The 25,555-nt window shown below is 71.1% G+C and carries 21 protein-coding genes; 9 read left to right on the top strand and 12 right to left on the bottom strand.

Going from position 1 to position 25,555, the window contains the following annotated elements:
- Positions 1-3 precede the first annotated feature (3 nt).
- Complete coding sequence (locus AC1DIW_RS03290) at positions 4-795, bottom strand: electron transfer flavoprotein subunit beta/FixA family protein (protein WP_478106442.1); 792 nt, start codon at positions 793-795, stop codon at positions 4-6.
- A gap of 228 nt (positions 796-1,023) precedes the next feature.
- On the opposite strand from AC1DIW_RS03290, the gene AC1DIW_RS03285 reads away from it, so the two are divergent.
- Positions 1,024-1,818 carry an SDR family oxidoreductase gene (locus AC1DIW_RS03285; RefSeq protein WP_478106441.1) on the top strand — a complete coding sequence of 265 codons (795 nt, stop codon included), beginning with the start codon at positions 1,024-1,026 and terminating at the stop codon, positions 1,816-1,818.
- A gap of 72 nt (positions 1,819-1,890) precedes the next feature.
- Here AC1DIW_RS03285 and AC1DIW_RS03280 read toward each other — a convergent pair whose 3' ends face one another.
- The 3 genes from AC1DIW_RS03280 to AC1DIW_RS03270 are packed head-to-tail and all read right to left on the bottom strand — an operon-like array spanning position 1,891 to position 3,526.
- Positions 1,891-2,217 carry a hypothetical protein gene (locus tag AC1DIW_RS03280; protein WP_478106440.1) on the bottom strand — a complete coding sequence of 109 codons (327 nt, stop codon included), beginning with the start codon at positions 2,215-2,217 and terminating at the stop codon, positions 1,891-1,893.
- Positions 2,218-2,222: 5 nt separating this feature from the next.
- On the bottom strand, positions 2,223-3,002 hold the full coding sequence (locus AC1DIW_RS03275; RefSeq protein WP_478106439.1) for an enoyl-CoA hydratase/isomerase family protein: 780 nt from the start codon (positions 3,000-3,002) through the stop codon (positions 2,223-2,225).
- Positions 3,002-3,526: a YbjN domain-containing protein gene (locus AC1DIW_RS03270; protein ID WP_442280537.1), complete on the bottom strand. Its 525-nt coding sequence runs from the start codon at positions 3,524-3,526 to the stop codon at positions 3,002-3,004. Before AC1DIW_RS03270 ends, AC1DIW_RS03275 begins: the two co-directional genes overlap by 1 nt.
- A 77-nt stretch (positions 3,527-3,603) precedes the next feature.
- Here AC1DIW_RS03270 and glgX point away from each other — a divergent pair, with 77 nt between their 5' ends.
- Entirely contained in the window at positions 3,604-5,745 is a 2,142-nt protein-coding gene (gene glgX / locus AC1DIW_RS03265; RefSeq protein WP_478106438.1) for a glycogen debranching protein GlgX, read from the top strand.
- Positions 5,746-5,814: 69 nt separating this feature from the next.
- Here the strand turns inward: glgX and glgP are convergent, their stop codons facing one another.
- On the bottom strand, positions 5,815-8,403 hold the full coding sequence (gene glgP, locus AC1DIW_RS03260; protein ID WP_478106437.1) for an alpha-glucan family phosphorylase: 2,589 nt from the start codon (positions 8,401-8,403) through the stop codon (positions 5,815-5,817).
- A 311-nt stretch (positions 8,404-8,714) separates the two neighbouring features.
- Here glgP and AC1DIW_RS03255 point away from each other — a divergent pair, with 311 nt between their 5' ends.
- The 6 genes from AC1DIW_RS03255 to AC1DIW_RS03230 are packed head-to-tail and all read left to right on the top strand — an operon-like array spanning position 8,715 to position 18,283.
- On the top strand, positions 8,715-10,733 hold the full coding sequence (locus tag AC1DIW_RS03255) for an alpha-1,4-glucan--maltose-1-phosphate maltosyltransferase (protein WP_442280559.1): 2,019 nt from the start codon (positions 8,715-8,717) through the stop codon (positions 10,731-10,733).
- Between the two features lie 3 nt (positions 10,734-10,736).
- Positions 10,737-12,443: a maltose alpha-D-glucosyltransferase gene (treS, locus tag AC1DIW_RS03250; RefSeq protein WP_442280534.1), complete on the top strand. Its 1,707-nt coding sequence runs from the start codon at positions 10,737-10,739 to the stop codon at positions 12,441-12,443.
- On the top strand, positions 12,443-13,870 hold the full coding sequence (locus tag AC1DIW_RS03245) for a maltokinase N-terminal cap-like domain-containing protein (protein ID WP_478106436.1): 1,428 nt from the start codon (positions 12,443-12,445) through the stop codon (positions 13,868-13,870). The genes treS and AC1DIW_RS03245 overlap by 1 nt, the downstream gene beginning before the upstream one ends.
- Entirely contained in the window at positions 13,867-16,146 is a 2,280-nt protein-coding gene (gene glgB, locus AC1DIW_RS03240) for a 1,4-alpha-glucan branching protein GlgB (RefSeq protein WP_478106435.1), read from the top strand. The genes AC1DIW_RS03245 and glgB overlap by 4 nt, the downstream gene beginning before the upstream one ends.
- Complete coding sequence (gene pgm, locus AC1DIW_RS03235) at positions 16,143-17,789, top strand: phosphoglucomutase (alpha-D-glucose-1,6-bisphosphate-dependent) (protein WP_478106434.1); 1,647 nt, start codon at positions 16,143-16,145, stop codon at positions 17,787-17,789. The genes glgB and pgm overlap by 4 nt, the downstream gene beginning before the upstream one ends.
- Positions 17,786-18,283, top strand: coding sequence for a hypothetical protein (locus tag AC1DIW_RS03230; RefSeq protein WP_478106433.1), 498 nt, complete (start codon positions 17,786-17,788; stop codon positions 18,281-18,283). The genes pgm and AC1DIW_RS03230 overlap by 4 nt, the downstream gene beginning before the upstream one ends.
- Before the next feature lie 96 nt (positions 18,284-18,379).
- On the opposite strand, the gene AC1DIW_RS03225 is transcribed toward AC1DIW_RS03230, so the two are convergent.
- From AC1DIW_RS03225 to AC1DIW_RS03200, 6 genes are all read right to left on the bottom strand, one after another.
- Complete coding sequence (locus AC1DIW_RS03225; protein WP_478106432.1) at positions 18,380-19,324, bottom strand: co-chaperone YbbN; 945 nt, start codon at positions 19,322-19,324, stop codon at positions 18,380-18,382.
- A 14-nt stretch (positions 19,325-19,338) separates the two neighbouring features.
- The gene (locus AC1DIW_RS03220) at positions 19,339-20,319 is read right to left on the bottom strand and encodes a hypothetical protein (protein WP_478106431.1); all 981 of its coding nucleotides are present in this window, start codon (positions 20,317-20,319) and stop codon (positions 19,339-19,341) included.
- Between the two features lie 213 nt (positions 20,320-20,532).
- Entirely contained in the window at positions 20,533-20,946 is a 414-nt protein-coding gene (locus tag AC1DIW_RS03215; protein WP_478106707.1) for an N-acetyltransferase family protein, read from the bottom strand.
- Between the two features lie 81 nt (positions 20,947-21,027).
- Positions 21,028-21,342: a thiamine-binding protein gene (locus tag AC1DIW_RS03210; protein WP_442280526.1), complete on the bottom strand. Its 315-nt coding sequence runs from the start codon at positions 21,340-21,342 to the stop codon at positions 21,028-21,030.
- Between the two features lie 100 nt (positions 21,343-21,442).
- On the bottom strand, positions 21,443-22,408 hold the full coding sequence (gene meaB / locus AC1DIW_RS03205) for a methylmalonyl Co-A mutase-associated GTPase MeaB (RefSeq protein WP_478106430.1): 966 nt from the start codon (positions 22,406-22,408) through the stop codon (positions 21,443-21,445).
- A gap of 20 nt (positions 22,409-22,428) precedes the next feature.
- On the bottom strand, positions 22,429-23,634 hold the full coding sequence (locus tag AC1DIW_RS03200) for an acetyl-CoA C-acetyltransferase (RefSeq protein ID WP_442280524.1): 1,206 nt from the start codon (positions 23,632-23,634) through the stop codon (positions 22,429-22,431).
- A 138-nt stretch (positions 23,635-23,772) separates the two neighbouring features.
- Here AC1DIW_RS03200 and mce point away from each other — a divergent pair, with 138 nt between their 5' ends.
- Positions 23,773-24,216 carry a methylmalonyl-CoA epimerase gene (gene mce, locus AC1DIW_RS03195; RefSeq protein ID WP_478106429.1) on the top strand — a complete coding sequence of 148 codons (444 nt, stop codon included), beginning with the start codon at positions 23,773-23,775 and terminating at the stop codon, positions 24,214-24,216.
- On the opposite strand, the gene AC1DIW_RS03190 is transcribed toward mce, so the two are convergent.
- Positions 24,196-25,449: a glycoside hydrolase family 15 gene (locus AC1DIW_RS03190; RefSeq protein WP_478106428.1), complete on the bottom strand. Its 1,254-nt coding sequence runs from the start codon at positions 25,447-25,449 to the stop codon at positions 24,196-24,198. The two genes, mce and AC1DIW_RS03190, sit on opposite strands and share 21 nt — an antisense overlap.
- Positions 25,450-25,555 lie beyond the last annotated feature (106 nt).

Below are 25,555 nucleotides of genomic sequence, written 5' to 3'. Positions count from 1 at the left end.
AGGTCAGACGAACTTGCGCTCGGACAGGAAGGCGGCGAGCTTGCTGCCGCCGTCGCCCTCGTCGGCGACGATCTCGCCCTGGCTGCGCGGCGGGCGGGCGGCGAAGGACTCGACCTTCGTCCACGCGGCGTCGAGGCCGACCTGCGAGGCGTCGACGCCGAGGTCGGCGAGGCTCCACTGCTCGACGGGCTTCTTCTTCGCCGCCATGATCCCCTTGAACGAGGGGTAGCGCGGCTCGTTGATCTGGTCGGTGACCGACACGAGGGCCGGCAGCGTGGCGGTGATGGTCTGCGTCGAGGCGTCGCCGTCGCGACGGATCGTGGCGGTGCTCCCCTCGACGGTCAGCTCGGACGCGAACGTCACGGCGGGCAGGCCCAGTCGCTCGGCGAGCATCGCCGGGACGACGCCCATGGTGCCGTCGGTCGAGGCCATGCCGGTGACGACGAGGTCGACAGCCGTGTCAGCGCCGATCTTCTTGACGGCCTCGGCGAGCACGAGCGAGGTCGCGATGGCGTCGGACCCGTGGATGGCGTCGTCGTTGACGTGCACACCCTTGTGGGCGCCCATCTGCAGGGCCTTCTTGATGGCGTCGGCAGCGGCGTCGGGGCCGACCGTCAGCACGGTCACCTCGCCATCGCCGGCCTCGACGATCTTCAAGGCCTCCTCGACGGCGTACTCGTCGAGCTCCGACAGCAGGCCGTCGACGTTCTCGCGGTCGGTCGTGTTGTCAGATGCGTTGAACGTGCGCTCGGCCTGGGCGTCCGGCACGTACTTGACACAGACGACGATGTTCATGGGTGAACGTCCTCTTCCGTTGCTGGGGGTGGTGCTCATGGAGCTGCCGGAGGTCGCTCCGGCACTGCCGTTCATCCTCTCATCGAGCGCCCGCCCAATCCGCACGCGTCAGGCGTGACGCTCGCCACCAGCCCAACGAGGGCGTATGCCGTCCGCGACGCGACGGGGCACCCATGGAAACCACAAACCGTTTGTCCGCAAGCGCGCCCAGTGCAGAGGATGGGGCCCATGTCCCACGCCCCCCACCGTCCCGCTCCATCCCGCGTCGCCCTCGTCACCGGGGTCGGGAGGCGGCGCTCGATCGGCGCCGAGCTCGCCCTCGGGCTGGCCGCCGACGGCTGGGACCTCGCCCTCGGCCACTGGCAGCCCTACGACGAACGCCTCGGCTACGAGCGCGGCGAGGACGACCCCGCCGCCGTCGCCGAGGAGTGCCGTGCGCTCGGCAGCCGCGTCGAGCTGCTGCCCGGCGACCTCGCCGACCCGTCGACGCCGGAAGCGCTCGTCGCCGCTGCCACCGACCGGCTCGGTCCGGTCACGGGTCTGCTCATGTCGCACTGCGAGTCGGTCGACAGCGGGATCCTCTCGACCTCGCTCGAGAGCTGGGACCGGCACTACGCCGTCAACGCCCGGGCCTCGTGGCTGCTCATCCGCGCCTTCGCCGAGCGGCTCCCGGTGCAGGCACCGGGCGGCCCGGCGGCGGCCCACGTCGTGGCCCTGACGAGCGACCACACGGCACACAACCTGCCCTACGGCTCGAGCAAGGGCGCGCTGGACCGCATCGTCATCGCGGCGGCGCTCGAGCTCGCCGACCGCGGCCTGCGCGCCAACGTGATCAACCCGGGGCCGATCGACACCGGGTGGATGGACGACCGGATCCGCGCCCTCGGCGTGGCCGAGACCCCGGCCGGCCGGCTGGGCACCCCGAGCGACACCGCGGACCTCGTGCGGTTCCTCTTCTCCGAGGCCGGCGGCTGGATCAACGGCCAGCTGCTCCACAGCAACGGTGGCTTCAAGACCTCGTGACCCGAACGGCGGCGTTGACGCTGACAGGCCGATGGCGCCAGATCTCGTTAGGTCAGCTCAGGTCCGGTCGGGTCAGGCTGGGTCGGCGGTCTCGATGACGTGGAAGGCCGGCTCCTCGTAGGGGTGCGCCGCTCGGAGCGCCGCGACGACACGCGCGCGGCCGCTGCGCGGGAGGGTCACCTCGACCCGGTGCTCGGGCAGGCGCTCGAGATCGCCGACGATCCCGATCGCAGGGTCTGCGCCGGGCCCGGGGCGGAACCGTCCTGATCCCTCGACCAGCCAGGCGCACTCGGTGTAGTCGCCGACGGCACCTGCGCCCGCGGCGAAGACTGCCGCGAGGACGTCCTCGGTCGACTCGACGGGCGAGTAGAACACGAGGACGTCCAGCGGCTGGATCACGGGGCTCAGCGACCTTCGAACTGGGCCTTGCCCGGTCCCTGCTCGACGAACGAGGTCATGCCGATCTCGCGGTCCTTCGTCGCGAAGAGCGAGGCGAAGAGCATCCGCTCGATCTCGAGACCGGTCTCGAGGTCGACCTCGAGACCACGGTCGATGGCCTCCTTGGCGGCGCGGACGGCATACGACGCCGCTCCGACGAAGGTGGACGCCCACTCGCGCGACGCCGTGTAGACGTCGGCGGCCGGCACGACCTTGTCGGCGAGTCCGATCGCGAGCGCCTCCCGGGCGTCGACGAAACGACCGCTGAAGATGATCTCCTTGGCGCGCGAGGCACCGACGAGGCGCGACAGGCGCTGGGTGCCGCCGGCGCCCGGGATGATGCCGAGGAGGATCTCCGGCTGGCCGAGCTTGGCGTCGTCCGCGACGACGCGGAAGTCGCAGGCGAGGGCGAGCTCGCACCCGCCGCCGAGGGCGTAGCCGGTGATCGCGGCGATGACCGGCTTGGGGATTCGGGCGACCGCGCTGATCGAGCTCATGAGCGGACCGGAGCGCTCGACCATGTCGGTGTACGACATCGCCTGCATCTCCTTGATGTCCGCCCCGGCAGCGAAGACGCGCTCACCGCCGTAGACGATGACGGCCTTGACGTCGGTGCGCGCGGTGGCCTCGGCCGCAGCCTCCCGGATCTCCTCCTGCACCTGGACGTTGAGGGCGTTCATCTTCGGCCGGTCGAGGCGGATCGTGCCGACGCCGTCCTCGACCTCGAGCCGGACGAACTCGCCCATCAGGCGTCGCCGGGCGTGCCGGAGGGCGCGTCGTCCATGGGCAGCCAGGACTGGAAGAAGAAGCCCACGCTCTGGAGGATGTGGTTGACCGACAGCGGCACGAGGATGTCGAGGTCGGCGTTCGGGGTGATGACGTGCTCGGCGGAGACGACGAGGCTCTCCTGGACGAGCGAGAGCTTGACGATGTTGAGCTGCATCGTCAGGTCGTTGCAGCGGGCCAGGCGCTCGTTGCGGTCCGCCGAGACGGGCTCGGCGAGCTGCCACTGGCCGAAGAAGCGGACGAGGGCCAGGTCGCCCTCGGCGACCCGGGCGAACAGGGTGGTGCTCGTGCCCTGGTCGTCGACGATGGCGAACTCGAGGTCGCCGTCGCCGTCGACGCTCGCCTCGATGCCGAGGCCCTTCAGGACCTCGAGGATGCGGTCGCGCACCGGTGCGTCGCTGGCGGAGGCGCCGTTGGGGCTCGCGGTGGGGCCGGCGTCGGGGGCGCTCGGCATGAAGTTGGGCAGCGAAGTCGGATCGGTCATGCGTCAACCGTAACGAGCCCGCGCGGCGAGGTCGATCCGACCCGGAGATGGGGCGGACCACCCCTACGCTCGGACACATGTGCCCGCCTCCGCCCGCGACGCCCGACCTGCCTCCGGAGCTCGGGGTCCGGCTGACCGCCGAGGGGGCGCAGTTCTCCGTCTACGCAGGCCACGCCCGCTCCGTCGAGGTCTGCCTCTTCGACCCGGCCGCCGACGGCACGACGACGGAACGGCGGGTGCCGCTGCGTCACCGCGCCCACGGGACGTGGTTCGACACCGTGCCCGGTGTCGCGGCCGGCCAGCGCTACGCCTTCCGCGTCGACGGGGACTGGGACCCGGACCGGTCGCTGCTGCACAACCCCGCGAAGCTGCTCCTCGACCCCTACGCCCGCGCCATCGAGGGCGGCGTGCACCTCGACCGCGCCCTCTACGCCCATCGCGTCGGTCCCGACCTCCGCGGCGACCTCTCGGTGCGCGACGACCGCGACTCCGCGCCACACATGCCACGTTGCGTCATCGTCGAGGACGAGTTCGACTGGGGCGCAGACGAGTTCCCGAGGCGCTCCCTCACGGAGTCGCTGATCTACGAGGTGCACGTCAAGAACGCCACGAAGCTGCATCCCGGCGTCCCGGAGGAGCTCCGCGGGACGTATGCCGGCCTCGCCCATCCCGCGTTCGTCGACCACCTCCTCGAGCTGGGTGTCACGGCCGTCGAGCTGCTGCCGGTACACACCTTCACGCACGAGCCGGACCTCGTGCTGCGCGGGCTGACGAACCACTGGGGCTACAACACGCTCGGCTTCTTCGCGCCGCACGCGGCGTACGCGTCGACGCCGGACCCGCAGGGCGCCCTCGACGAGTTCAAGACGATGGTCAAGGACCTGCACGCCGCCGGCATCGAGGTGCTGCTCGACGTCGTCTACAACCACACGGCGGAGAACTCCCGGGAGCACATGACCCTGTCGTGGCGAGGGCTCGACCAGCGCGCCTACTACCGCCTCGACGGTCGCGGTCGCGACATCGACGTCACCGGATGCGGCAACACCCTCGACCTGACGCACCCCGTCGTGGCGCGGATGGTCCTCGACTCGTTGCGCTACTGGGTGCAGGAGTGCCACGTCGACGGCTTCCGCTTCGACCTCGCCGTCGCGCTGGGCCGCGGCAAGGACGACGGCTACGACAGCGACCACCCCTTCCTCGTGGCGCTGCGCACCGACCCGTGCCTGTCACGCGCGAAGCTCATCGCCGAGCCGTGGGACCTCGGTCTGCACGGCTGGCGCACCGGGCAGTTCCCCCCGCCGTTCTCCGAGTGGAACGACCGCTACCGGGACGCGACTCGCACCTTCTGGCTGCGCGACCTGGCCGCTTCCGCGTCGGGCGGCGTCGGCCACGGCGTCCGTGAGCTGGCCACCCGGCTCGCCGGGTCGCAGGACCTCTTCGACCGGCACGACCGCGGCACCATCGCCTCGGTCAACTTCGTCACCGCCCACGACGGGTTCACGCTGGCCGACCTCACGGTGTACGACACGAAGCACAACGGGGCCAACGGTCACAGCGGGACGGACGGGTCCAACGACAACCGGTCGTGGAACCACGGCGTCGAGGGGCGCACGGACGACCCCGACATCGCCGCCGCCCGACGCCGGTCGATGCGCAACCTGCTGGGGACGCTGCTGCTGTCCACCGGTGTGCCGATGCTGGGCGCCGGTGACGAGATCGGCCGCAGCCAGCGCGGAAACAACAACCCGTACGCCCAGGACAACGAGATCAGCTGGACGTCGTGGGACCTCGACCCGTGGCAGGAGGACCTGCTCGAGACCACGCGCCACCTCGCGCGTCTGCGTCGCGACCACGCCGTCCTTCGGCAGCGGGCGTTCTTCTCCGGCCGGAGGGTCCAGCCCGACGGCTCGACCGACCTCGCGTGGTTCAGGGCCGACGGTGAGCCGATGGGCGAGCACTGGGACGGACCCGCGGTCGCCGTGCTGCAGGGTCTCTACAACGGGGCCGCGACCTCCGAGCAGTCGGTGCTCATCGTCGTCAACGGTTCGGCGGGCGCCGTCGACGTCACGCTCCCAGCGGCGCCGGGCGTGACGGCATACGCGCTCCTTTGGGACAGTGCTGACGAGCGCCCCACTCCCCCAAGCGATTCCGTCCCAGCGGGCGACTTCGTGTCGATGGCTGCGGCATCGATGCGCGTCTGGAGCTCGACCAGGACCTAGCTCGACGGCGGATGTGAGAGAGCCCAGACCCCGCTCGGGGGTCCGGGCTCTTCACGTCAGGCTGGAGGGTCAGGCGTTGCGTGCCAGTCCCAGCTCGGCAGGTCCGGCAAGTCCCGGGTGCTTGGGCACCACGCGCACGCTGTAGCCGAACGAGCCGGTGCGTCGGAGCTTCTGGGAGCCGGCGAACTGGTGGCGGTCGTCGTCGTAGGACTCGACGAGGGCGAGCGGGGCGACTTCCACGCCCCACAGCTCGTCGACGTCGTTGACGTGGCCGTGGACGAGCTGCACCTCGACGTCGTCGGGGGTCAGGCCGTCGAGCGACACGTAGGCGCGCAGGTCGAGCACGTCGCCGACCTGCGGCGAGTCCGACACGCCCGAGGGCTCGACGTGCTCGACCTTGACCTTCGGCCACGCCGTGCGGATCTTCGCCTTGAAGGCGGCGAGGTCCTTGGCACCGGCGAACTCCGCTGCTGCGACCGAGCGTCCGGCACCGGCCGCGGGGCTGTAGAGCTGCTCGGTGTAGTCCTGCACCATCCGGCTCGCGAGCACCTTCGGGCCTAGCGTCTTGAGGGTGTGGGTCATCATGTCGATCCAGCCCTGCGGCAGGCCCGCGGCGTCGCGGTCGTAGAACTTCGCGGCGACGTCGTTCTCGATGAGGTCGTAGAGCGCGGAGGCCTCGATGTCGTCACGCCGGTCGGCGTCCTCGACACCGTCCGCGGTCGGGATGGCCCAGCCGTTGCGGCCGTCGAACCACTCGTCCCACCAGCCGTCCAGGATGGAGAGGTTGAGACCGCCGTTGAGGGCGGCCTTCATGCCCGACGTGCCGCACGCCTCGAAGGGGCGCAGCGGGTTGTTGAGCCAGACGTCGCAGCCCGGGTAGAGGTGCTGGGCCATGGCGATGTCGTAGTTCGGCAGGAAGACGATGCGGTGGCGCACCTCGGGGTCGTCGGCGAAGCGGACCATCTCCTGGATGAGGCGCTTGCCGGTCTCGTCGGCGGGGTGGGACTTGCCGGCGATGACGAGCTGCACCGGACGCTCCGGGTGGAGCAGGAGGCGCTTGAGCCGCTCCGGGTCGCGCAGCATCAGGGTGAGGCGCTTGTACGTCGGCACCCTGCGGGCGAAGCCGATCGTCAGGACGTCCGGGTCGAGCACGTCGTCGACCCACCCGAGCTCGGCGTCGCTCGCACCACGCTTGTGCCACGAGGACTTGACGCGGCGCCGGACGTCGGTGACGAGCTTCTCCCGCATCTCGCGCTTCGTCGACCAGACCGCGTCGGCCGGCACCTCGTCGATGCGCTCCCAGTCGTCCTGGCTGGCGATGTCGGTGGTGCCGAGGTACTTGCGAGCGACGTCGTAGACGGCCCGGTCGACCCAGGTCGGCGCGTGGACACCGTTGGTGATGCTGGAGATCGGGACCTCGACGTCGTCGAAGCCCGGCCACAGGCCGTCGAACATCTCCCGGCTGACGACACCGTGGAGCTGCGAGACGCCGTTGGCGCGCTGCGCGAGGCGCAGGCCCATGACGGCCATGTTGAAGATGCCCGGCTGACCACCGTCGTAGTCCTCGGCGCCGAGCGCCAGCAGCCGCTCGACCGGGACCCCGGGGATGGCGTTCGCCCCGCCGAAGAAGAGGTTGATCTTGGCGGCGTCGAAACGGTCGATACCGGCCGGGACGGGCGTGTGCGTCGTGAAGACCGTTGCCGCGCGGACGGCCTCGAGGGCGTCGTCGAAGGTCAGGCCGTGGTCGCGGACGAGCTCGGTGATGCGCTCGACGCCGAGGAAGCCGGCGTGGCCCTCATTCGTGTGGTAGACCTCCGGCGTGGGGCTGCCGGACAGGCGCGACCACAGCCGGAGGGCGCGCACGCCGCCGATACCGAGGAGCAGCTCCTGCTCGAGGCGGGTGTCACCGCCGCCGCCGTAGAGCGACTCGGTGACCTTGCGGGTCTGCTCGTCGTTGTCGGCGACGTCGGAGTCGAGGAGCAGCAGGGGCACCCGGCCGACCTGCGCCTTCCAGACGTGGGCGTGCAGCTCCCGGCCAGCCGGGAGGCTGACGGTGACGACGGCCGGGGTGCCGTCCTCCTCGCGCAGCAGCGACAGGGGAAGCCCGTCGGGATCGAGCACGGGGTAGGTCTCGACCTGCCAGCCGTCCCGGTTGAGGGACTGCTTGAAGTAGCCGGTCTTGTAGAAGAGGCCGACACCGACGATCGGCACGCCGAGGTCGGACGCCGACTTAAGGTGGTCGCCGGCGAGGATGCCGAGGCCGCCGGAGTACTGCGGCAGCACGGACGTGATGCCGAACTCGGGGCTGAAGTAGGCGATCGCGGCGGGGGCAGCCCTGCCGGCAGCCTCCTGGTCGCGGCTCCACGACTGGTACCAGGCCTCGTCGGTGAGGTAGTGGTGCAGGTCCTCGTTGGCGGCCACGACGCGCGCGACGAAGTCGTCGTCGGCCTCGAGGGCGGCGAGCTCGTCGGAGGACAGCCGCGAGAGCAGCTTGACGGGGTCCTCACCCGCCTGCGCCCACTTGCGGGGACTGATGCTCTCGAACAGGTCGCGGGTCGGCGGGTGCCAGGACCAGCGCAGGTTGCTCGCGAGGACGCCGAGTCCCTCGAGACGGTTGGGCAGGACGGTGCGGACGCTGAAGCGGCGGATGGCCTTCACAAGGGGACAGCATAGGGGTCGCCATGTTGGGTTCTTGCAACCCTTGCAGGCGCGTTTCACCCACCGGACCGACCCGCACCGCCTCGTGGGCCAAACGCTGCAACTTCGATACGGTCGATTCCGTGACTGGCCCAGCGAAGAAGCAGCGTCCGAGCAAGCCCGACCGCGTGCGCACCGCCGCCCCTCCCCAGGCAGCGCGGCGCGACGATGCCACCCCGACCGCAGACGCCGCGTTCGTCGACGACACCGCGTCCGGAGCCGTCCACCTGGCCCCCGAACACCCCGTGAGCACCCCACCGACCGTCGAGGGTATGCCGGGTGGCGCGCTCCCGATGGGACGCATCCCCGTGAGCGACGTCCGCCCGGTCGTCGACGGCGGCACGCGCCCGGCCAAGTCGGTCGTCGGCGAGGAGTTCACGGTCCGGGCCAAGGTCTTCCGCGAGGGCCACGACGCCGTCAACGCGACGGCCGTGCTCACCGACCCCGACGGCACCGACCACTACTTCGCGATGCACAGCGACAACCCGGGCCTCTCCGAGTGGTCCACCACCGTCGTCGCCGACCGCGAGGGCTGGTGGACCTACCGCGTCGAGGGCTGGTCCGACCCCTTCGCGACCTGGGTGCACGACGCCGGCATCAAGATCGCCGCCGGGGTAGACGAGGACCTCATGTGCGCCGAGGGCGTCCGCGTGCTCCAGCGCTTCGCCGCGTCCGTGCGGGGTCTGGGCGTCGACGCGTCCGAGATCGACAAGGGCGTCGTCGCGCTCGGCGACAACCGGTCCCCCGCCGCGCACCGCTTCGGCGCAGCCACCTCCCCCGAGATCCTGGGACTCGCCGCGCTCGTGCCGCTGCGCGAGTTCGTGTCGGCGTCACCGGCATACTCCCTGCTCGTCGAGCGCGAGCGGGCGCTCTACGGCGCCTGGTACGAGATCTTCCCCCGGTCCGAGGGCGCGCACCGCGACGAGACGACGGGCGAGTGGGTCTCCGGCACCCTCCGGTCCGCGGCCGAGCGGCTGCCCGCGATCGCCGACATGGGTTTCGACGTCGTCTACCTGACGCCGATCCACCCGATCGGCACGACCGCCCGCAAGGGGCGCAACAACTCCCTCAACGCCCAGCCCGGCGATCCGGGATCCCCTTACGCCATCGGCTCGCCCGACGGCGGGCACGACGCCATCCACCCCGACCTCGGCACCTTCGAGGACTTCGACCACTTCGTCGCCGAGGCAGGTCGCGCCGGGCTCGAGGTCGCCCTCGACATCGCGCTGCAGGCCTCACCCGACCACCCGTGGGTGCAGACGCACCCCTCGCTCTTCACGACGCGGGCCGACGGCTCCATCGCCTACGCCGAGAACCCGCCGAAGAAGTACCAGGACATCTTTCCGCTCAACTTCGACAACGACCCCGCCACGGCTTACGCAGAGGTGCGACGGGTCATCCAGGTGTGGCTCGACCACGGCGTGCGCATCTTCCGCGTCGACAACCCCCACACGAAGCCGGTCGCCTTCTGGCAGTGGCTGATCGCCGACGTCGCGCTGACGCACCCCGACACGGTCTGGCTGTCCGAGGCGTTCACCAAGCCGGCGATGATGCACGAGCTCGCCAAGGCCGGCTTCCAGCAGAGCTACACCTACTACGCGTGGCGCAACGAGAAGTGGGAGCTCGAGGAGTACGGCCGCGAGCTCGCGGGCGAGACCACCGGGTCGGCCTACATGCGCCCGTCGTTCTGGCCGACGACGCACGACATCCTCACGCCGTACATGCAGTACGGCGGACCGACCGCGTGGAAGCTGCGCGCGGCCGTCGCGGCCACCATGTCGCCGACCTACGGGATCTACGCCGGCTACGAGCTGATGGAGCACGTGGCACGCCCGGGCGCCGAGGAGCAGATCGACAACGAGAAGTACGAGTACAAGGACCGTCAGTGGTACCTCTACGAACCGGGCGGCCCCCTCGAGAGCCGATCCCTCGCCTGGTACCTCAAGCGTCTCAACGACATCCGCGAATGGCACCCCGCCCTGAGGTGGCTGCGCAACCTGCGGTTCCATGCGGCCGACGACGAGAACATCATGGTCTTCAGCAAGTCCCGGGTCGTCGACCGGGCCACGGGTGAGCGCGACACCGTCCTCGTCATCGCCAACCTCGACCCGCACGCGACCCGTGAGACGTGGGTGCACCTCGACATGGGGGCTCTGGGTATGGCTACGTGGTCGACCTTCGAGGCGCACGACCACATCACGAACCAGACGTGGGAGTGGCGCCAGGACAACTTCGTCCGCCTGGGGCCCGACTCCGAGCCCGTCCACATCATCCACGTGAGGAGCCACTGACAGATGCAGGGCCTCAACCTGTCCCAGCCCGGCCTGAAGCACGACCCCCAGTGGTTCAAGAAGGCGGTCTTCTACGAGGTGCTCGTCCGCGCCTTCGCCGACTCGAAGGGCTCCGGCGCCGGTGACTTCACCGGACTGATCAACCGGCTCGACTACCTCCAGTGGCTCGGGGTCGACTGCCTCTGGCTCCCACCGTTCTACGCGTCACCGCTGCGCGACGGTGGCTACGACATCGCCGACTACAAGGCGGTGCTCCCCGAGTTCGGCACGCTCCCGGAGTTCACCGAGCTCGTCTCGCAGGCCCACGCCCGCGGCATCCGCATCGTCACCGACTTCGTCATGAACCACACGAGCGACCAGCACCCGTGGTTCCAGGCGAGCCGCGCCGAGCCCGACGGGCCCTACGGCGACTTCTACGTCTGGTCCGACACCGACGACGGCTACGACGACGCGCGCATCATCTTCGTCGACACCGAGGTGTCGAACTGGACCTTCGACCCGGTCCGCCGGCAGTTCTTCTGGCACCGCTTCTTCAGCCACCAGCCCGACCTCAACTTCGAGAACGAGGCCGTGCAGGAGGCGATGTTCGACATCGTGCGCTTCTGGATGGACCTCGGCATCGACGGCTTCCGCCTCGACGCGGTCCCCTACCTCTTCGAGGAGGAGGGCACCAACTGCGAGAACCTGCCGAAGACGCACGAGTTCCTCGCGAGGCTGCGCGCCATGGTCGACACCGAGTACCCCGGTCGCATCCTGCTCGCGGAAGCCAACCAGCCGCCGGCCGAGGTCGTCGACTACTTCGGCTCCGAGGAGGCGCCGGAGTGCCAGATGTGCTTCCACTTCCCCGTCATGCCGCGGCTCTACTACTCCCTGCGCGAGGAGAAGGCGGCCCCGATCATCGACGTGCTCGCGGACACCCCTGCCATCCCGTCGGGCACGCAGTGGGGCACCTTCCTGCGCAACCACGACGAGCTGACCCTCGAAATGGTGACGCCCGAGGAGCGGGCCGCGATGTACGGCTGGTACGCACCGGACCCCCGGATGCGCGCCAACGTCGGCATCCGTCGCCGGCTCGCGCCCCTGCTCGACAACTCACGTCCCGAGATCGAGCTCATCCACGCGCTCATCCTGTCGCTGCCGGGGTCACCGTGCCTCTACTACGGCGACGAGATCGGCATGGGCGACAACATCTGGCTCACCGACCGCGACGCCGTGCGCACCCCGATGCAGTGGACGCCCGACCGCAACGCCGGCTTCTCCAGCGTCGACCCGGGCAAGCTCTACCTGCCGGTCATCAGCAGCCTCGTCTACCACTACAACAACATCAACGTCGAGGCGCAGATGGCCCACTCGGCATCGCTGCTGCACTGGATCCGGGGCATGCTCCAGATCCGGGGTCGCCACCCCGTGTTCGGGCTCGGCGACTTCACCGTGGTCGAGGCCGACAACGAGGCGATCCTGGCCTTCACCCGCACGATCGAGCCCGACGGCAACGAGCCCGGCGAGGCGGTGCTCTGCGTCAACAACCTCTCGAGCCGCCCGCAGGCCGCGACGATCCAGCTGCCCGAGCACCTGGCGGGCCGCGAGCTCATCGACCTCTTCGGCGGCAGCGGCTTCCCGTGGGTGGCCGGCGACGGCCGGGTCACGCTGACGCTCGGCTCCCGCGACTTCTTCTGGCTCCGCGTGCGGGGCGGGGAGGACCACGGCTGATGGCCATCGTTCACAAGGACGCCACCATCGTGCCGACCAAGACCGAGATGGTCACCGACTGGATGCCGCACCAGCGGTGGTACCACGGCAAGGGACACATCCCCCAGCTGCGGCGCGTGGGCGGCTTCCGGTTCGAGGACCCCGAGGGCGAGGTCGGCTGCGAGACGCTGCTGCTCGCCGACGAGGCGGTCAGCCCGGCGGTCGTCTACCAGGTCCCGCTCACCTACCGCCCCGCACCGCTGGGGGGTGGCGAGCACGCGCTGCTCGGCACGATGGAGCACAGCGTGCTCGGCACGCGCTGGGTCTACGACGGCCCGCACGACCCCGTCTACGTCAGCGAGCTCATGGCGACGATCCTCGGAGCGGGCGTCTCCGACGTGGCCCAGGCCTCCGTGGGCAACAACGCCGTGGCGACCGGGTCCTCGACGGGCCGCGTCCACGGGTCCGTGTCCTCGGCCGCGGTGCTGACCGGCGAGCAGTCCAACACCTCGATCATCTGTCGCATGACGGCTCCCGGCGGAGGCCCGGCCGAGCCGGTCATCGTCAAGGTCTTCCGCACCCTGCAGGACGGCGAGAACCCCGACGTCGTCGTGCAGTCCGCCCTGACCGCCGAGGGCTCCGACCGCGTGCCCATGGCCATCGGCCACCTCTCCGGTGCGTGGGACTCCCCCGCCGACGGGTCCCCGATGGAGGGACACCTGGCCTTCGCCCAGGAGTTCATCCCGGGGGTCGAGGACGCCTGGCGGGTGGCGCTCGTCGCCGCCGCGTCCGGCTCGGACTTCACCGCCCGGGCCCGCGACCTCGGCGTCGTCACCGCCCAGATCCACGGCGCCCTCGCGCACTCGCTGGGAACCCACGAGGTCACTCCGGAGGCCCGCGAGGCGCTCGTCGCCTCGATGCGCCAGCGGTATGCCGCGGCCGTGGCGCTCGTGCCCGAGCTCGCGTCCTGCGCCCCGGCCGTCGACCGCTTCGTCGCGTCGGTCCGCGACGTGAGCTGGCCACCGCTGCAACGGATCCACGGCGACTACCACCTCGGTCAGGTGCTCGACGTGCCCGAGCGGGGCTGGGTGGCCCTCGACTTCGAGGGCGAGCCGCTGCGCCCGCTCGCCGAACGCGTACAGCCTGATCTCACGGCGCGTGACGTCGCCGGGATGCTGCGGTCGTTCGACTATGCCGCGGGCTCCGTGGCGTTGGCCGAGTCCCCCGTCGACGCGACCACCTGGGCGGCCGCCTGCCGGACGGCCTTCGTCGACGGCTACGCCTCCGTCGCGGGCGCACCCGATGCCGATGCCCAGGCCCTGACCCGGGCGCTCGAGCTCGACAAGGCGCTCTACGAGGTCGTCTACGAGGCCCGCAACCGGCCCTCGTGGCTGCCGATCCCGCTCGGCGCCGTCGAGCGGCTCACCACCGAGGAGAGCACGTCATGACCACTGCCACCCACGGCCCCTCCTTGGACGACGCCGCCATCACCGCGTTCCTCCACGGCCGCAACGGCCAGCCGCACGACCTGCTCGGCCACCACGTCGGCCCGGGTGGTCTCACCATCACCGCCTACCGTCCGTACGCCACCCGGGTCGGCGCCCGGCTCGACTCGGGCGAGCGGGTCGACCTGCAGCACGTGCGTGACGGCATCTGGTCGATGACCTCGCCGGACTTCACGACGACGCACGACTACCGCCTGCTCGTCGAGTACGGCGACGGCGTCGAGCACGAGCAGGACGACCCGTACCGTTTCGCACCGACCCTCGGCGAGATCGACCGGCACCTCATCAACGAGGGTCGTCACGAGCAGCTGTGGACCGTCCTCGGGGCGCACGTGCGGCACTACCCGGGACCGCTCGGCGACGTCTGGGGCGTGTCCTTCGCCGTCTGGGCGCCGCGCGCCAAGGCGGTCCACGTCATCGGCGACTTCAACGACTGGGACCGCCGGTCCCACCCGATGCGCGCCCTCGGCGAGAGCGGCATCTGGGAGCTCTTCCTGCCCGGCGCCAGGGAGGGGATGAACTACCAGTTCGCCGTCCGCGGTCCCGACGAGCTCGTGAGGCTCAAGAGCGACCCCATGGCGCGCATGACGGAGGTCGCGCCGAAGCAGGCTGCCATCGTCACCGAGACCCACTACGACTGGCGCGACGACGACTGGATGGAGCGCCGCCGCACGAGCAACGCCCACCAGGGGCCGATGAGCATCTACGAGGTCCACCTCGGCTCGTGGCGCCAGGAGCTCGGCTACCGCGGTCTCGCCGAGCACCTCGTCAACTACGTGCGCGACCTCGGCTTCACGCACGTCGAGTTCCTGCCCGTCATGGAACACCCGTACGTCCCGTCGTGGGGCTACCACGTGACCGGCTACTACGCCCCGAGCTCGCGCTGGGGCCGCCCCGACGACTTCCGCTTCCTCGTCGACGAGCTGCACCGGGCCGGCATCGGGGTCCTGCTCGACTGGGTGCCCGGTCACTTCGCCACCGACGAGTGGGCGCTCGCCCGCTTCGACGGCCTGCCGCTCTACGAGCACCCGGACCCCCGCAAGGGGTGGCACCCCGAGTGGGGCTCCAACATCTTCGACTACGGCCGGCCCGAGGTGCGCAACTTCCTCGTCGCCAACGCCATCTACTGGCTCGAGGAGTTCCACCTCGACGGCCTCCGCGTCGACGGCGTGGCCTCGATGCTCTACCTCGACTACGCCCGCGACGCCGGGGCCTGGGTGCCCAACAAGGACGGCGGGCGCGAGAACCTCGAGGCCGTCGAGCTGCTCAAGGAGACGAACGGCACCGCCTACAAGCGGGTCGGCGGGATCGTCACGATCGCCGAGGAGTCGACGACGTGGCCGGGCGTCACGAAGCCGACCAACGAGGGCGGTCTCGGCTTCGGCTTCAAGTGGAACATGGGCTGGATGAACGACTCGCTGAAGTACCTCGGCGAGGAGCCCATCTATCGCAAGTACCACCACGGCAAGCTGACGTTCTCGCTCATGTACGCCTTCGACGAGAACTTCGTGCTGCCCATCAGCCACGACGAGGTCGTCCACGGCAAGGGCTCGTTGCTGCGCAAGTCGCGCGGCTCGCGCGAGGAGCAGGTGGCGACGCTCCGCGCGTTCCTGGCCTACCTCTGGTGCCATCCCGGCAAGCAGCTGCTCTTCATGGGGTGCGAGTTCGGCCAGGAGTCCGAGTGGTCCGAGGGTCGCAGCCTCGACTGGTGGCTGCTCGAGCAGCCGCTGCACTACCGCGTCCACAACCTCGTCAAGGACCTCAACGGAATCTACCGCACCCACCGCGCCCTGTGGGAGCTCGACGCCGACCGCTCGGGCTTCGAGTGGCTCGAGGCCGACGACGCCGCCCACAACACGTTCTCGTGGCTGCGCTTCGGCAAGGGTGACCGGTCGACCGACGCGCCGGTCGTCGCCTGCGTCATGAACTTCAGCGGTGAGACGCAGCAGTCCTACCGGATCGGTCTGCCCCGGGGCGGGAGGTGGACGGTCGTGCTCGACACCGCCGGCTACCACCCCGACGCCCCGAGCAGCGCCGGTCTCGTGGTCGAGACCCGGGAGGAGAGCTGGCACGACCAGCCGTATGCCGTCGACCTCACCGTGCCGCGCCTGTCGACCGTGTGGCTCGTCCCCGTCGACGAGCCACAGGCGCCGAGGATCGCGGTGACGTCCGACGCCAGCGAACCTGCCGTCACGAGCACGAACGGAGACCCGTCATGAGCCATCCGCGCTCCGGTCAGCCGGCCCAGGCCGAGGACCTCGTCGACGTCGACGCCCTCATCGGCGCCTACTACGACCGCCACCCGGACGTCGACGACCCCGACCAGCAGGTCGCCTTCGGCACGTCGGGGCACCGAGGGTCCAGCCTGCGCACGGCGTTCAACGAGGACCACATCCTCGCCACGACGCAGGCCATCGTCGACTACCGCGTCTCGCAGGGCTTCGACGGACCGCTCTTCATCGGCCGCGACACGCACGGCCTGTCCGAGCCGGCGTGGCGCTCGGCCCTCGAGGTGCTCGTCGCCAACGGGGTGCGGGTGCTCGTCGACGACCGTGACGGCTTCACGCCGACCCCGGCCGTCTCGCACGCGATCCTCCGCGCCAACCGCGGAAAGGCACCCGGTGCAACGGGACTGGCTGACGGCATCGTCGTGACGCCGTCGCACAACCCACCCGCCGACGGCGGGTTCAAGTACAACCCGCCCCACGGTGGCCCGGCCGACACCGACGCGACGTCCGTCATCGCCGCCCGCGCCAACGAGCTCATCCGGCAGGGTCTCAAGGACGTCAAGCGCGTCGCGTTCGACAAGGCCCGCACGGAGGCCGGCTCGTACGACTTCCTCGGGACCTACGTCGACGACCTGCCCCACGTCGTCGACCTCGCCCGCATCCGCGAGGCCGGGGTGCGCATCGGCGCCGACCCGCTCGGCGGTGCGTCGGTCGCCTACTGGGGCGAGATCGGCGAGCGGCACGGACTGGACCTGACGGTCGTCAACCCGCGCGTCGACCCGCAGTGGGCGTTCATGACGCTCGACTGGGACGGCAAGATCCGCATGGACTGCAGCTCCCCCTCGGCCATGGCCTCGCTCATCCACGCCAAGGACGCCTACGACATCTCGACGGGCAACGACGCCGACGCCGACCGGCACGGGATCGTCACGCCCGACGAGGGCCTGATGAACCCCAACCACTACCTCGCCGTTGCGATCCAGTACCTCTACGGTGGGGCCCGCCCGAAGTGGCCCGCTGCGACCGCCATCGGCAAGACCCTCGTGTCGTCGTCGATGATCGACCGCGTGGCCGGCGACCTCGGGCGCACGCTGCTCGAGGTCCCGGTGGGCTTCAAGTGGTTCGTGCCCGGACTGCTCGACGGCTCCGTGGGCTTCGGCGGCGAGGAGTCGGCCGGAGCCAGCTTCCTGCGCCAGGACGGCACGGTCTGGTCGACCGACAAGGACGGGATCCTGCTCGCCCTGCTCGCCTCGGAGATCCTCGCAGCCACCGGCCGGACACCCAGCCAGCACTACGCCGAGCTGACCGCCCGACACGGCGACCCGGCATACGCCAGGATCGACGCCGCGGCGTCGCGCGAGGAGAAGACCAAGCTCGGCGCGCTCTCCCCCGATGACGTCACCGCCGAAACCCTTGCGGGAGAGCCGATCACGGGCAAGCTCACCGAGGCCCCGGGCAACGGTGCCAAGATCGGCGGTCTCAAGGTGACGACCGAGAGCGCGTGGTTCGCGGCGCGCCCGTCCGGCACCGAGGACGTCTACAAGATCTACGCCGAGTCCTTCCGGGGCGCCGAGCACCTGGCCCGCGTGCAGGCCGAGGCCAAGGACGTCGTGTCGGCCGCTCTGGGCGGATGAGCAGTTCCGACGAGTCCGGTCCGCGGGGGCGCCTCCTGCTCGTGACGGCGGCCCGGGCGCAAGCCCGGGCCGCCCTCGCGTCCGCGGTGGCCACACGGCTCGGCCGGGCCGTCCTCGTCGACGGGACGGCGCTCGAGCTGGCGGTCACGGCCGGTGACGCGGCAGGGTGGGACGAACCGCCGACCTCGGAACAGCTGCGGATGCGGCTGCTGCGCTGGTCAGCCGCCCTGTCGGTGGCGGAGACCTACCAGCTCGAGGGCTTCGACGCGGTCGTCGCCGAGGACGCGCTCGGCGACCGGCTCGAGGACTTCCTCGACCTGGTCGAGCCCGAACCGGTGCACGTGGTCGTCGTGGCCGACGAGGCCGACCCGGCCACGCCGCGATGGGGCCTCTGGGTCGAGGGCACCGACGTCGGGTCCGACGTCGAGGGCGTCGCCGAGGACGTCGTGGCGCACCTCGACGAGTCACGTGTGCTCACGACTCCGCCCGCCTGACTCCCACCCGCCCCCGCCCCACCCCCCACGACAATCGAAAGAGCATTCCGTCCGCCTCGGGGCGGACGGAATGCTCTTTCGATCAGGGGTTAGCGGTCAGAAGAGGGCGCTCATGAGGGACTTGCGGGCCCGGACGACGCGCTCGTCCGTCACGCCCACGACCTCGAAGAGCTCGACGAGGTGCTCACGGACTGTGTTGCGGTCGGCGTCGGCCGTGACCCGGACGGTGTCGATGAGCCGCAGGAAGGCGTCCTCGACGTGCCCACCGAGCAGGTCGAGGTCGGCGACGAGGATCTGCGCGTCGACGTCGGTCGGCGCGGCCGCGGCGGCGGCCCGGGCCGTCTGGAGGTCGACCCCCTGGGTGCGCTGCAGGAGACCCACCTGGGCGAGCCCCAGCTTGGCGTCGGTGTCGGCGGGGCTCTGCGCCAGCGCCTCGCGGTACGCCGCTGCGGCACCGTCGAGGTCGCCGGACTCGATGGCGTCGAAGGCCTTCTGGTGCAGGGGCGGCAGGGGCTGCTCCTGCTCGACCTCGTCGGCCTCGGCAGCGACGTCGCCGGTCGCGACGGTGCCCGTGACGCCGTGCTGCGCCGCGAGCGCCAGCACCTGGTCGATGATCGCCGTGATCTGAGCCTCGGGCTGGACACCCTCGAAGAGCGGCACCGGCTGGCTCTGCACGAACGCGAAGCTCACCGGCACGGCCTGCACCTGGAAGGCCTGCAGGATCGTGGGGTTGGCATCGACGTCGACGGTCACGAGCTGGAAGCGGCCCGCGTAGCGACGGGCGACCGCGCCGAAGGACGCGACGAAGTCGGCCGACTCCTGGAGCCGTGGCGACCACAGCACCATGACGACGGGGTGCCGATCGGACGCCGCGATGACGTCACGGATCGTGGCGTCAGTGCCCTCGATGACGAGGCCGGCACCGTCCGCGGAGGTGGAGGCCGCGCCGGAGGCGGGGCCAGCCGGCTGGGCCGGACGCTTGAGCGATGACAGGTCGACGGCACCGCGCAGTGCTGCTGCGGTGAATGGCTGGTGACTCATAGATCAATCCTGTCTCACCGACCCGAGCCGGCGACGAGCTGGTCGGATGCGGCGACGATTCGCGCCGGTCCCGATGCGGGGATGACGATGGCGATGATCTCGTTGGAGGTCAGGCTGGCCTCGGTCGTGATCTGCTTGATACCGGTCAGGAGCGTGAGGTCCTTGGCGGGCGTCAGCTTGACGGGCGCGCGCATGGCGATCGCGTCGCTGCGCACGAGGTGGGCGAAGACGATGGCTCCCTTGCCGTCCTTGAGCCGCAGTCCGCCGATGATGCCCTTGGGGTCGTGCTCCTGGGTGAACGCGCCCTGGTTGTTGAGGGCCTGCGACTGGGCGGCGGCCGACTGGCGCAGCTGCTGCGACAACGGGTCGTCGGCGAGCATCTTGGTCGCGGTCGGCTTCGGGTACTTCACGGAGGCGGCGAAGGCAGCCACGACGTCGTCGGGCTTCGCGCTGAGGCCTGCACCGTCGCCCACGGCGGCAGACCCGTCGGTCGTCGCATCGAGGGCGTCGAGCTTGGCCTCCGGGAGCATCGGCGTGACGGCGGCCGCCTTGAACGGTGCACCGACCTGGCCGCCGACGAGCAGCACGAGAACGGCGGCCCCGGTCTTCTTCAGCGTCGTCTGCGCCAGCACCTGCTGCGGAGCATCCCCACCACGCGAGATGGCGAGCACCTTGACGCCCGTCGTCGAGAGCTCGCCGGCGGCCTTGTCCGCAGCCGTGCGACCCGGCAGCGTCTTGGCGTAGGCGTTGGCCGACTGGAGCGCCGCCCCGACGAAGGCCTTCTCCCTGGCAGCGGCCCCTGCCGCGGTGGCATCGAGCGACGACGTCGCAAGGGCACCCACCGCCGTGGCCGCCGTGGTCTGGGCGGCGTCGGGAGCGACGGCAGGGGTCTTCGGGGCGCCGGCGTCGCCGGAGCTGCTGGTGCAGGCGGAGAGCATGGCAGCACTGGCGAGCGCGGCGGCAAGAGCACGTCGACGGATCGCGGCGCGGGGCATGGAGAAGCCTTTCAGTGACTCAGGGGACAGGTCGAGCACGGCCGACCGCGACCCACGATACGCACGGAGGCTACGGGTTCCCAATCGGCGACGGGCCCCGCTGAGGGCATTTCGGGCAGTCAGGACACATCCAGGAGCGGGATCCGTGTCAGACGGGTCACGCCGGTCGCACGTCGCGAATGCCCGGACTGCCTCGTTCGTGACGATGCGCCCTCAGACGCGACGGACCAGCCTGATCTCCGGTGTCCCGGTGGCCGGATGCGCGTCGCGCCCGCCCTCGTCGACGAACCCGCGACGGGCGTAGAAGGACCTGGCCCGGGCGTTGCCCTCGACGACCCACAACGTGGCCGCGCGGTCCCCGACCAGCTCGTCGAGGAGGCGGTCGGCGACGCCGGTGCCGCGGGCCTGCGGCACCAGGTTGACGGCATACAGCTCCCACTCGGTGGGGGCGTCCTCGTCGCGGCTCGGGCCGGCGCTGCCGAAGCCGGCGAGGTGACCGTCGGGACCCACGACGACGAGCGTGCGTCCGGCCGCGCCCGCAGGCTCGGCGGTCGGTTCACGCCAGTTGTCCGCACACCTTCGTCGCTCAGCCCGGCCAGGTAGTCGGCGGGCATCAAGCCGGCGTATGCGTCGCGCCAGATCGCCATGTGCACGCGCCCCAGCTCGTCGCAGTCCTCGAGCCCGAGCGGCCTGAGGCCCCAGCCGCCCTCAGTCATCCTGCTGACGGTCCAGCGCGTCCTCGAGTCGCTCGAGCTTGCCGTCGAGCTCACCCGTCCAACCGGGGCGGATGTCTGCCTTGAGCACGAGCCCGACACGCGGCGAGGTCTGCGCCAGCACGTCGCAGCACTGCTTGACGACCCCCATGCACTCGTCCCACTCCCCCTCGATCGTCGTGAACATCGCGTCGGTGCGGTGCGGCAGGCCGGAGTCGCGCACGACACGGATGGCTCGGGCGACGGCGTCCGACACCGACCCGGTGTCGTCGGCCGCGACGGTGGGTGCGACGGAGAAGGCGATCAGCATGCCCTCACCGTATGCCGCCGTGAACGCCGCCGCGCGACCACCCTTCGCCTGCGCCGCCCTCCGAGGGCCCACCCCGTCCTCGGGCGCAGTCCGCGTCGGGTCAGGAGCCGAGCTGCGCGAGGAGGCGGCCGGCGGCAGCGTACGGGTCGGTGCGACCGGCGACCACCTCGCGGGCCAGTGCCATCACCCCGTGGTGACCTCCGAGGTGGTCGAACCGCGAGCGCAGTGCTGCGAGCGCGATCGTCTCGATCTCGACGGCGGCGCGGCGTTCGCGGCGGCGGATGAGCTCGCCGTTCTCCTCGATGAACGCCCGGTGCTTGTCGAGCGCCTCCATCACCTCGTCGGTCCCGGTCTTCTGGGCCGCAACGGTCTTGACGACCGGTGGCCGCCACAGGCCGGGCTCGGTGCGGTCGCCGAGGGAGATCATGTGACGCAGGTCGCGCACGGTCGCGTCGGCGCCGTCACGGTCGGCCTTGTTGACGACGAAGACGTCGCCGATCTCGAGGATGCCGGCCTTGGCCGCCTGGATGCCGTCGCCCATACCGGGCGCGAGGAGCACGACCGAGGTGTCGGCGAGGCCGGCGACCTCCACCTCGGACTGGCCCACGCCGACGGTCTCGACGAGCACGACGTCGCACCCGGCCGCGTCGAGCACGCGGATCGCCTGCGGCGTCGTGAAGGACAGGCCGCCGAGGTGTCCACGTGACGCCATCGACCGGATGTAGACCTCGGGGTCGAGGGCGTGGTCCTGCATACGGATGCGGTCGCCCAGGAGCGCGCCGCCCGAGAAGGGCGAGCTGGGGTCGACGGCAAGCACCCCGACCCGCAGCCCCCGCTCGCGGAACGCCCCGACGAGAGCCGTCGTCGTCGTCGACTTGCCCACTCCCGGAGAGCCGGTCAGCCCGATGACGTAGGCGTTGCCCGCGTGCGGCGCGAGTGCGGCCATCACCGTTCGGAGCGACTCGTGACCGTCCTCGACGAGCGAGATGAGACGCGCCACGGCACGCGGCGAACCCGCCCTGGCCGACTCGACCAGGGCGGGGACGTCGACGGATCGGCGTGCCACGCGGCGCGGACCCCGGCTGCTCAGGCCGAGGCGGGGACGCGGACGATGAGGGCGTCGCCCTGACCGCCGCCACCGCACAGCGCGGCGGCACCGACACCGCCACCGCGGCGCTTCAGCTCGAGCGCGAGGTGCAGGGCGATGCGGGCGCCGGACATGCCGATGGGGTGGCCGAGCGCGATGGCGCCGCCGTTGACGTTGACCTTGTCGACGTCGATGCCGAGCTCCTTGGCGGAGGCGAGACCGACAGCCGCGAAGGCCTCGTTGATCTCCACGAGGTCGAGGTCGGCGGGCGTGATGCCCTCCCTCTCGCAGGCGCGGGCGATGGCACGCGCCGGCTGCTGCTGGAGCGTCGAGTCGGGTCCGGCCACCATGCCGTGCGCACCGATCTCGGCGAGCCACGTCAGGCCCAGCTCCTCGGCCTTCGCCCTGCTCATGACGACGACCGCGGCGGCACCGTCGGAGATCTGCGAGGCGGAGCCCGCCGTGATCGTGCCGTCCTTGCTGAAGGCCGGACGCAGGCCCGAGAGGGAGGCCGCCGTCGTGTCGGCGCGGATGCCCTCGTCGTTCTTGAAGACGACGGGGTCGCCCTTGCGCTGCGGGATGCTCACCGGCACGACCTCGTCGTCGAAGAGGCCGTCCTTCCACGCCTTGGCGGCGAGCTGGTGGCTGCGGGCCGAGAACTCGTCCTGCTCCTCGCGCGTGAAGGCCTGCTCCCCCGTGTTGGCCTGCTCGGTGAGCAGACCCATGGCCTGGTCGGTGAAGGCGTCCCACAGGCCGTCGAAGGCCATGTGGTCGCGCATCGTCACGTCGCCGTACTTGTAGCCCTCGCGCGACTTCGTCATGAGGTGAGGCGCGTTCGTCATCGACTCCTGGCCTCCGGCGACGACGACGTCGAGCTCGCCGGCGCGGATCAGCTGGTCGGCCATGGCGATGGCGTTGATGCCCGAGAGGCAGACCTTGTTGATCGTCAGGGCCGGGACGGTCATCGGGATGCCGGCGGCGTGCGCGGCCTGGCGGGCCGGGATCTGGCCCGCGCCGGCCTGCAGCACCTGACCCATGATGACGTACTCGACCTGCTCCGGGGCGAGGCCCGCCTTCTCGAGAGCGCCCTTGATGGCGATGCCACCGAGGTCCGACCCGGAGAAGTCCTTGAGCGAGCCGAGCAGCCGACCCATGGGGGTCCGGGCACCGGCGACGATCACGGAGGTGGGACGGTCAGCAGTCATGGGTGAGGCCTCTTCCGACGTCGTTGGGGATGTCCCGACAAACTGTAGTCCGGGCCCTCGTGGGGCCCTCGCCGAGCATGACCAAGCGCACACGGCATACGCACTCCGTATGCCGTCACGCCGCCCTACGTTGGGACCATGAGCGCCACTCCCGAGCCCCTCTTCACCCACATCGACCACGTCGGCATCGCGGTGCCCGACCTCGACGCGGCCATCGTGTTCTACGAGGAGACGTACGGCATGGCGATGCTCCACCAGGAGACCAACGAGGAGCAGGGCGTGCGCGAGGCGATGATGGGCGTCGGCGAGTCCGGCTCGTGCATCCAGCTGCTGGCGCCGCTCTCCCCCGAGTCGACGATCGCGAAGTTCTTGGGCCGCAGCGGGCCCGGCATCCAGCAGCTCGCCTACCGCGTGGCCGACATCGACGCCGTGTGCGCGACGCTGCGCGAGCGTGGCCTGCGCCTGCTCTACGACACCCCGAAGCGCGGCACGAGCGACAGCCGCGTCAACTTCATCCACCCCAAGGACGCCGGTGGCGTCCTCGTCGAGCTCGTCGAGCCGTCAGGCCACGCCGGGCACTGACGCCTCGACACCGGAGCGCTGGGCGGCGAGCTCCGTCTCGGTCAGCACGACGAGGGCCGCGGTCCAGGCGAGAGGTGCCGGCCCGGCGGGGCGCCCGTCCGGGAGGACCTTCTCGGGGAGGCTGCCCCACGTCGTGCAGTGGCGGTCGAGCCACGTCATCCAGTGCTCGGCGACCAGGGGATGACCGGAGGCAGCGGCCGTGTAGGCGACCATCGCGGTCTCCGGGGTCCACGAGACGCCGTCGCTCTTCCACTCGACGCCGGGAGCCAGACCTCCCGCCTCGCGCTGGGCGAGGACGGGGTAGCGCTCCCAGGCACGCTCGGCGGCCTCGTCGCCGACGACGGCGAAAGGTGGCATGAGCATCGCGACTCCGGCATCGAGCCCTCCGGAGTGCCCGTGCCGCTGGTAGTCGGGGCCGAACTGCGCGCGGATCAGCGACCGCAGGGCGCGGGCCGCTCGACTCGCCCGGTCGGCCCGGTGCACATCCCCCTCGGCGACGTACGTGGCAGCGGCGGCCTCGAGCCCGGCCGCGAGCGGGGCCGCGGTCCCGAGGGTCACCTCGCGCTCCGAGACCTCCCAGTAGTCCGGTGATACCTCCGGAAGCCGCGTGCCTGCAGCCGTCTGGGCCATGACGAAGCCGAAGGCCCGGTCCCGCAGCGCCCGCAGCTCGGCGGGAAGGGTCCGTCCCGTCCCGGCCGTGCGGACCCGCTCGAGGGACCAGAGCACCCATCCGGCGCCGTCGCTCTGGCGAGGACGGTCGTCCGGCGGACCGGACCCGTCGAGCCGGTAGCGGGCCTCGAAACCGCCGTCGGCGCGCTGGACGCGGGAGAGGAAGCCGAGCACGCGTCGGGCGTCGGCGACGTGTCCGGTCTCTGCGTAGGCCGCGGCGACGAAGGCGGAGTCCCTCGGCCACGCGTAGGCCCAGGGTCCGTCGGGCCCGGCCGCGACCGCACCGTTGGGCTGGGTCAGACCACGGAGGTCACGCAGGGCCTGCGCCGTGGCCCGGGTGCGCGCACCCGCGGCCGGCACCGTCCCGTCGGCGAGCCAGATGTTCTCCGCCAGGGGGTCGATGAGCCGGCCGCCCAGCGTCGCCGGGCCGAGCACGGAGCTCGTGCGCCAGGTCGCGTCGTTGCGCAGGACCGGGAGGGGAAGGTCGTGCTCGACGAGCAGCGGGACGAGGCCGAGGCCCGCCGTCACCACGGCAGCGACGGCGCCCAGCACGGCACGTCGCACGTGCACCTCCCCTCGTTCCCGGCTCGACCTCACCGCCCTAGAGGGCGCCAGTGTGGCACGCGCCGGGCCCGCTCGGCGCAGGATCGAGACGCCCTCCACGTAGCAT

This window comes from Terrabacter sp. 01T434, from assembly GCF_056398545.1.
Note: the sequence above shows the minus strand (reverse complement) of the source record. Positions and strands in the feature narration are given on the sequence as shown.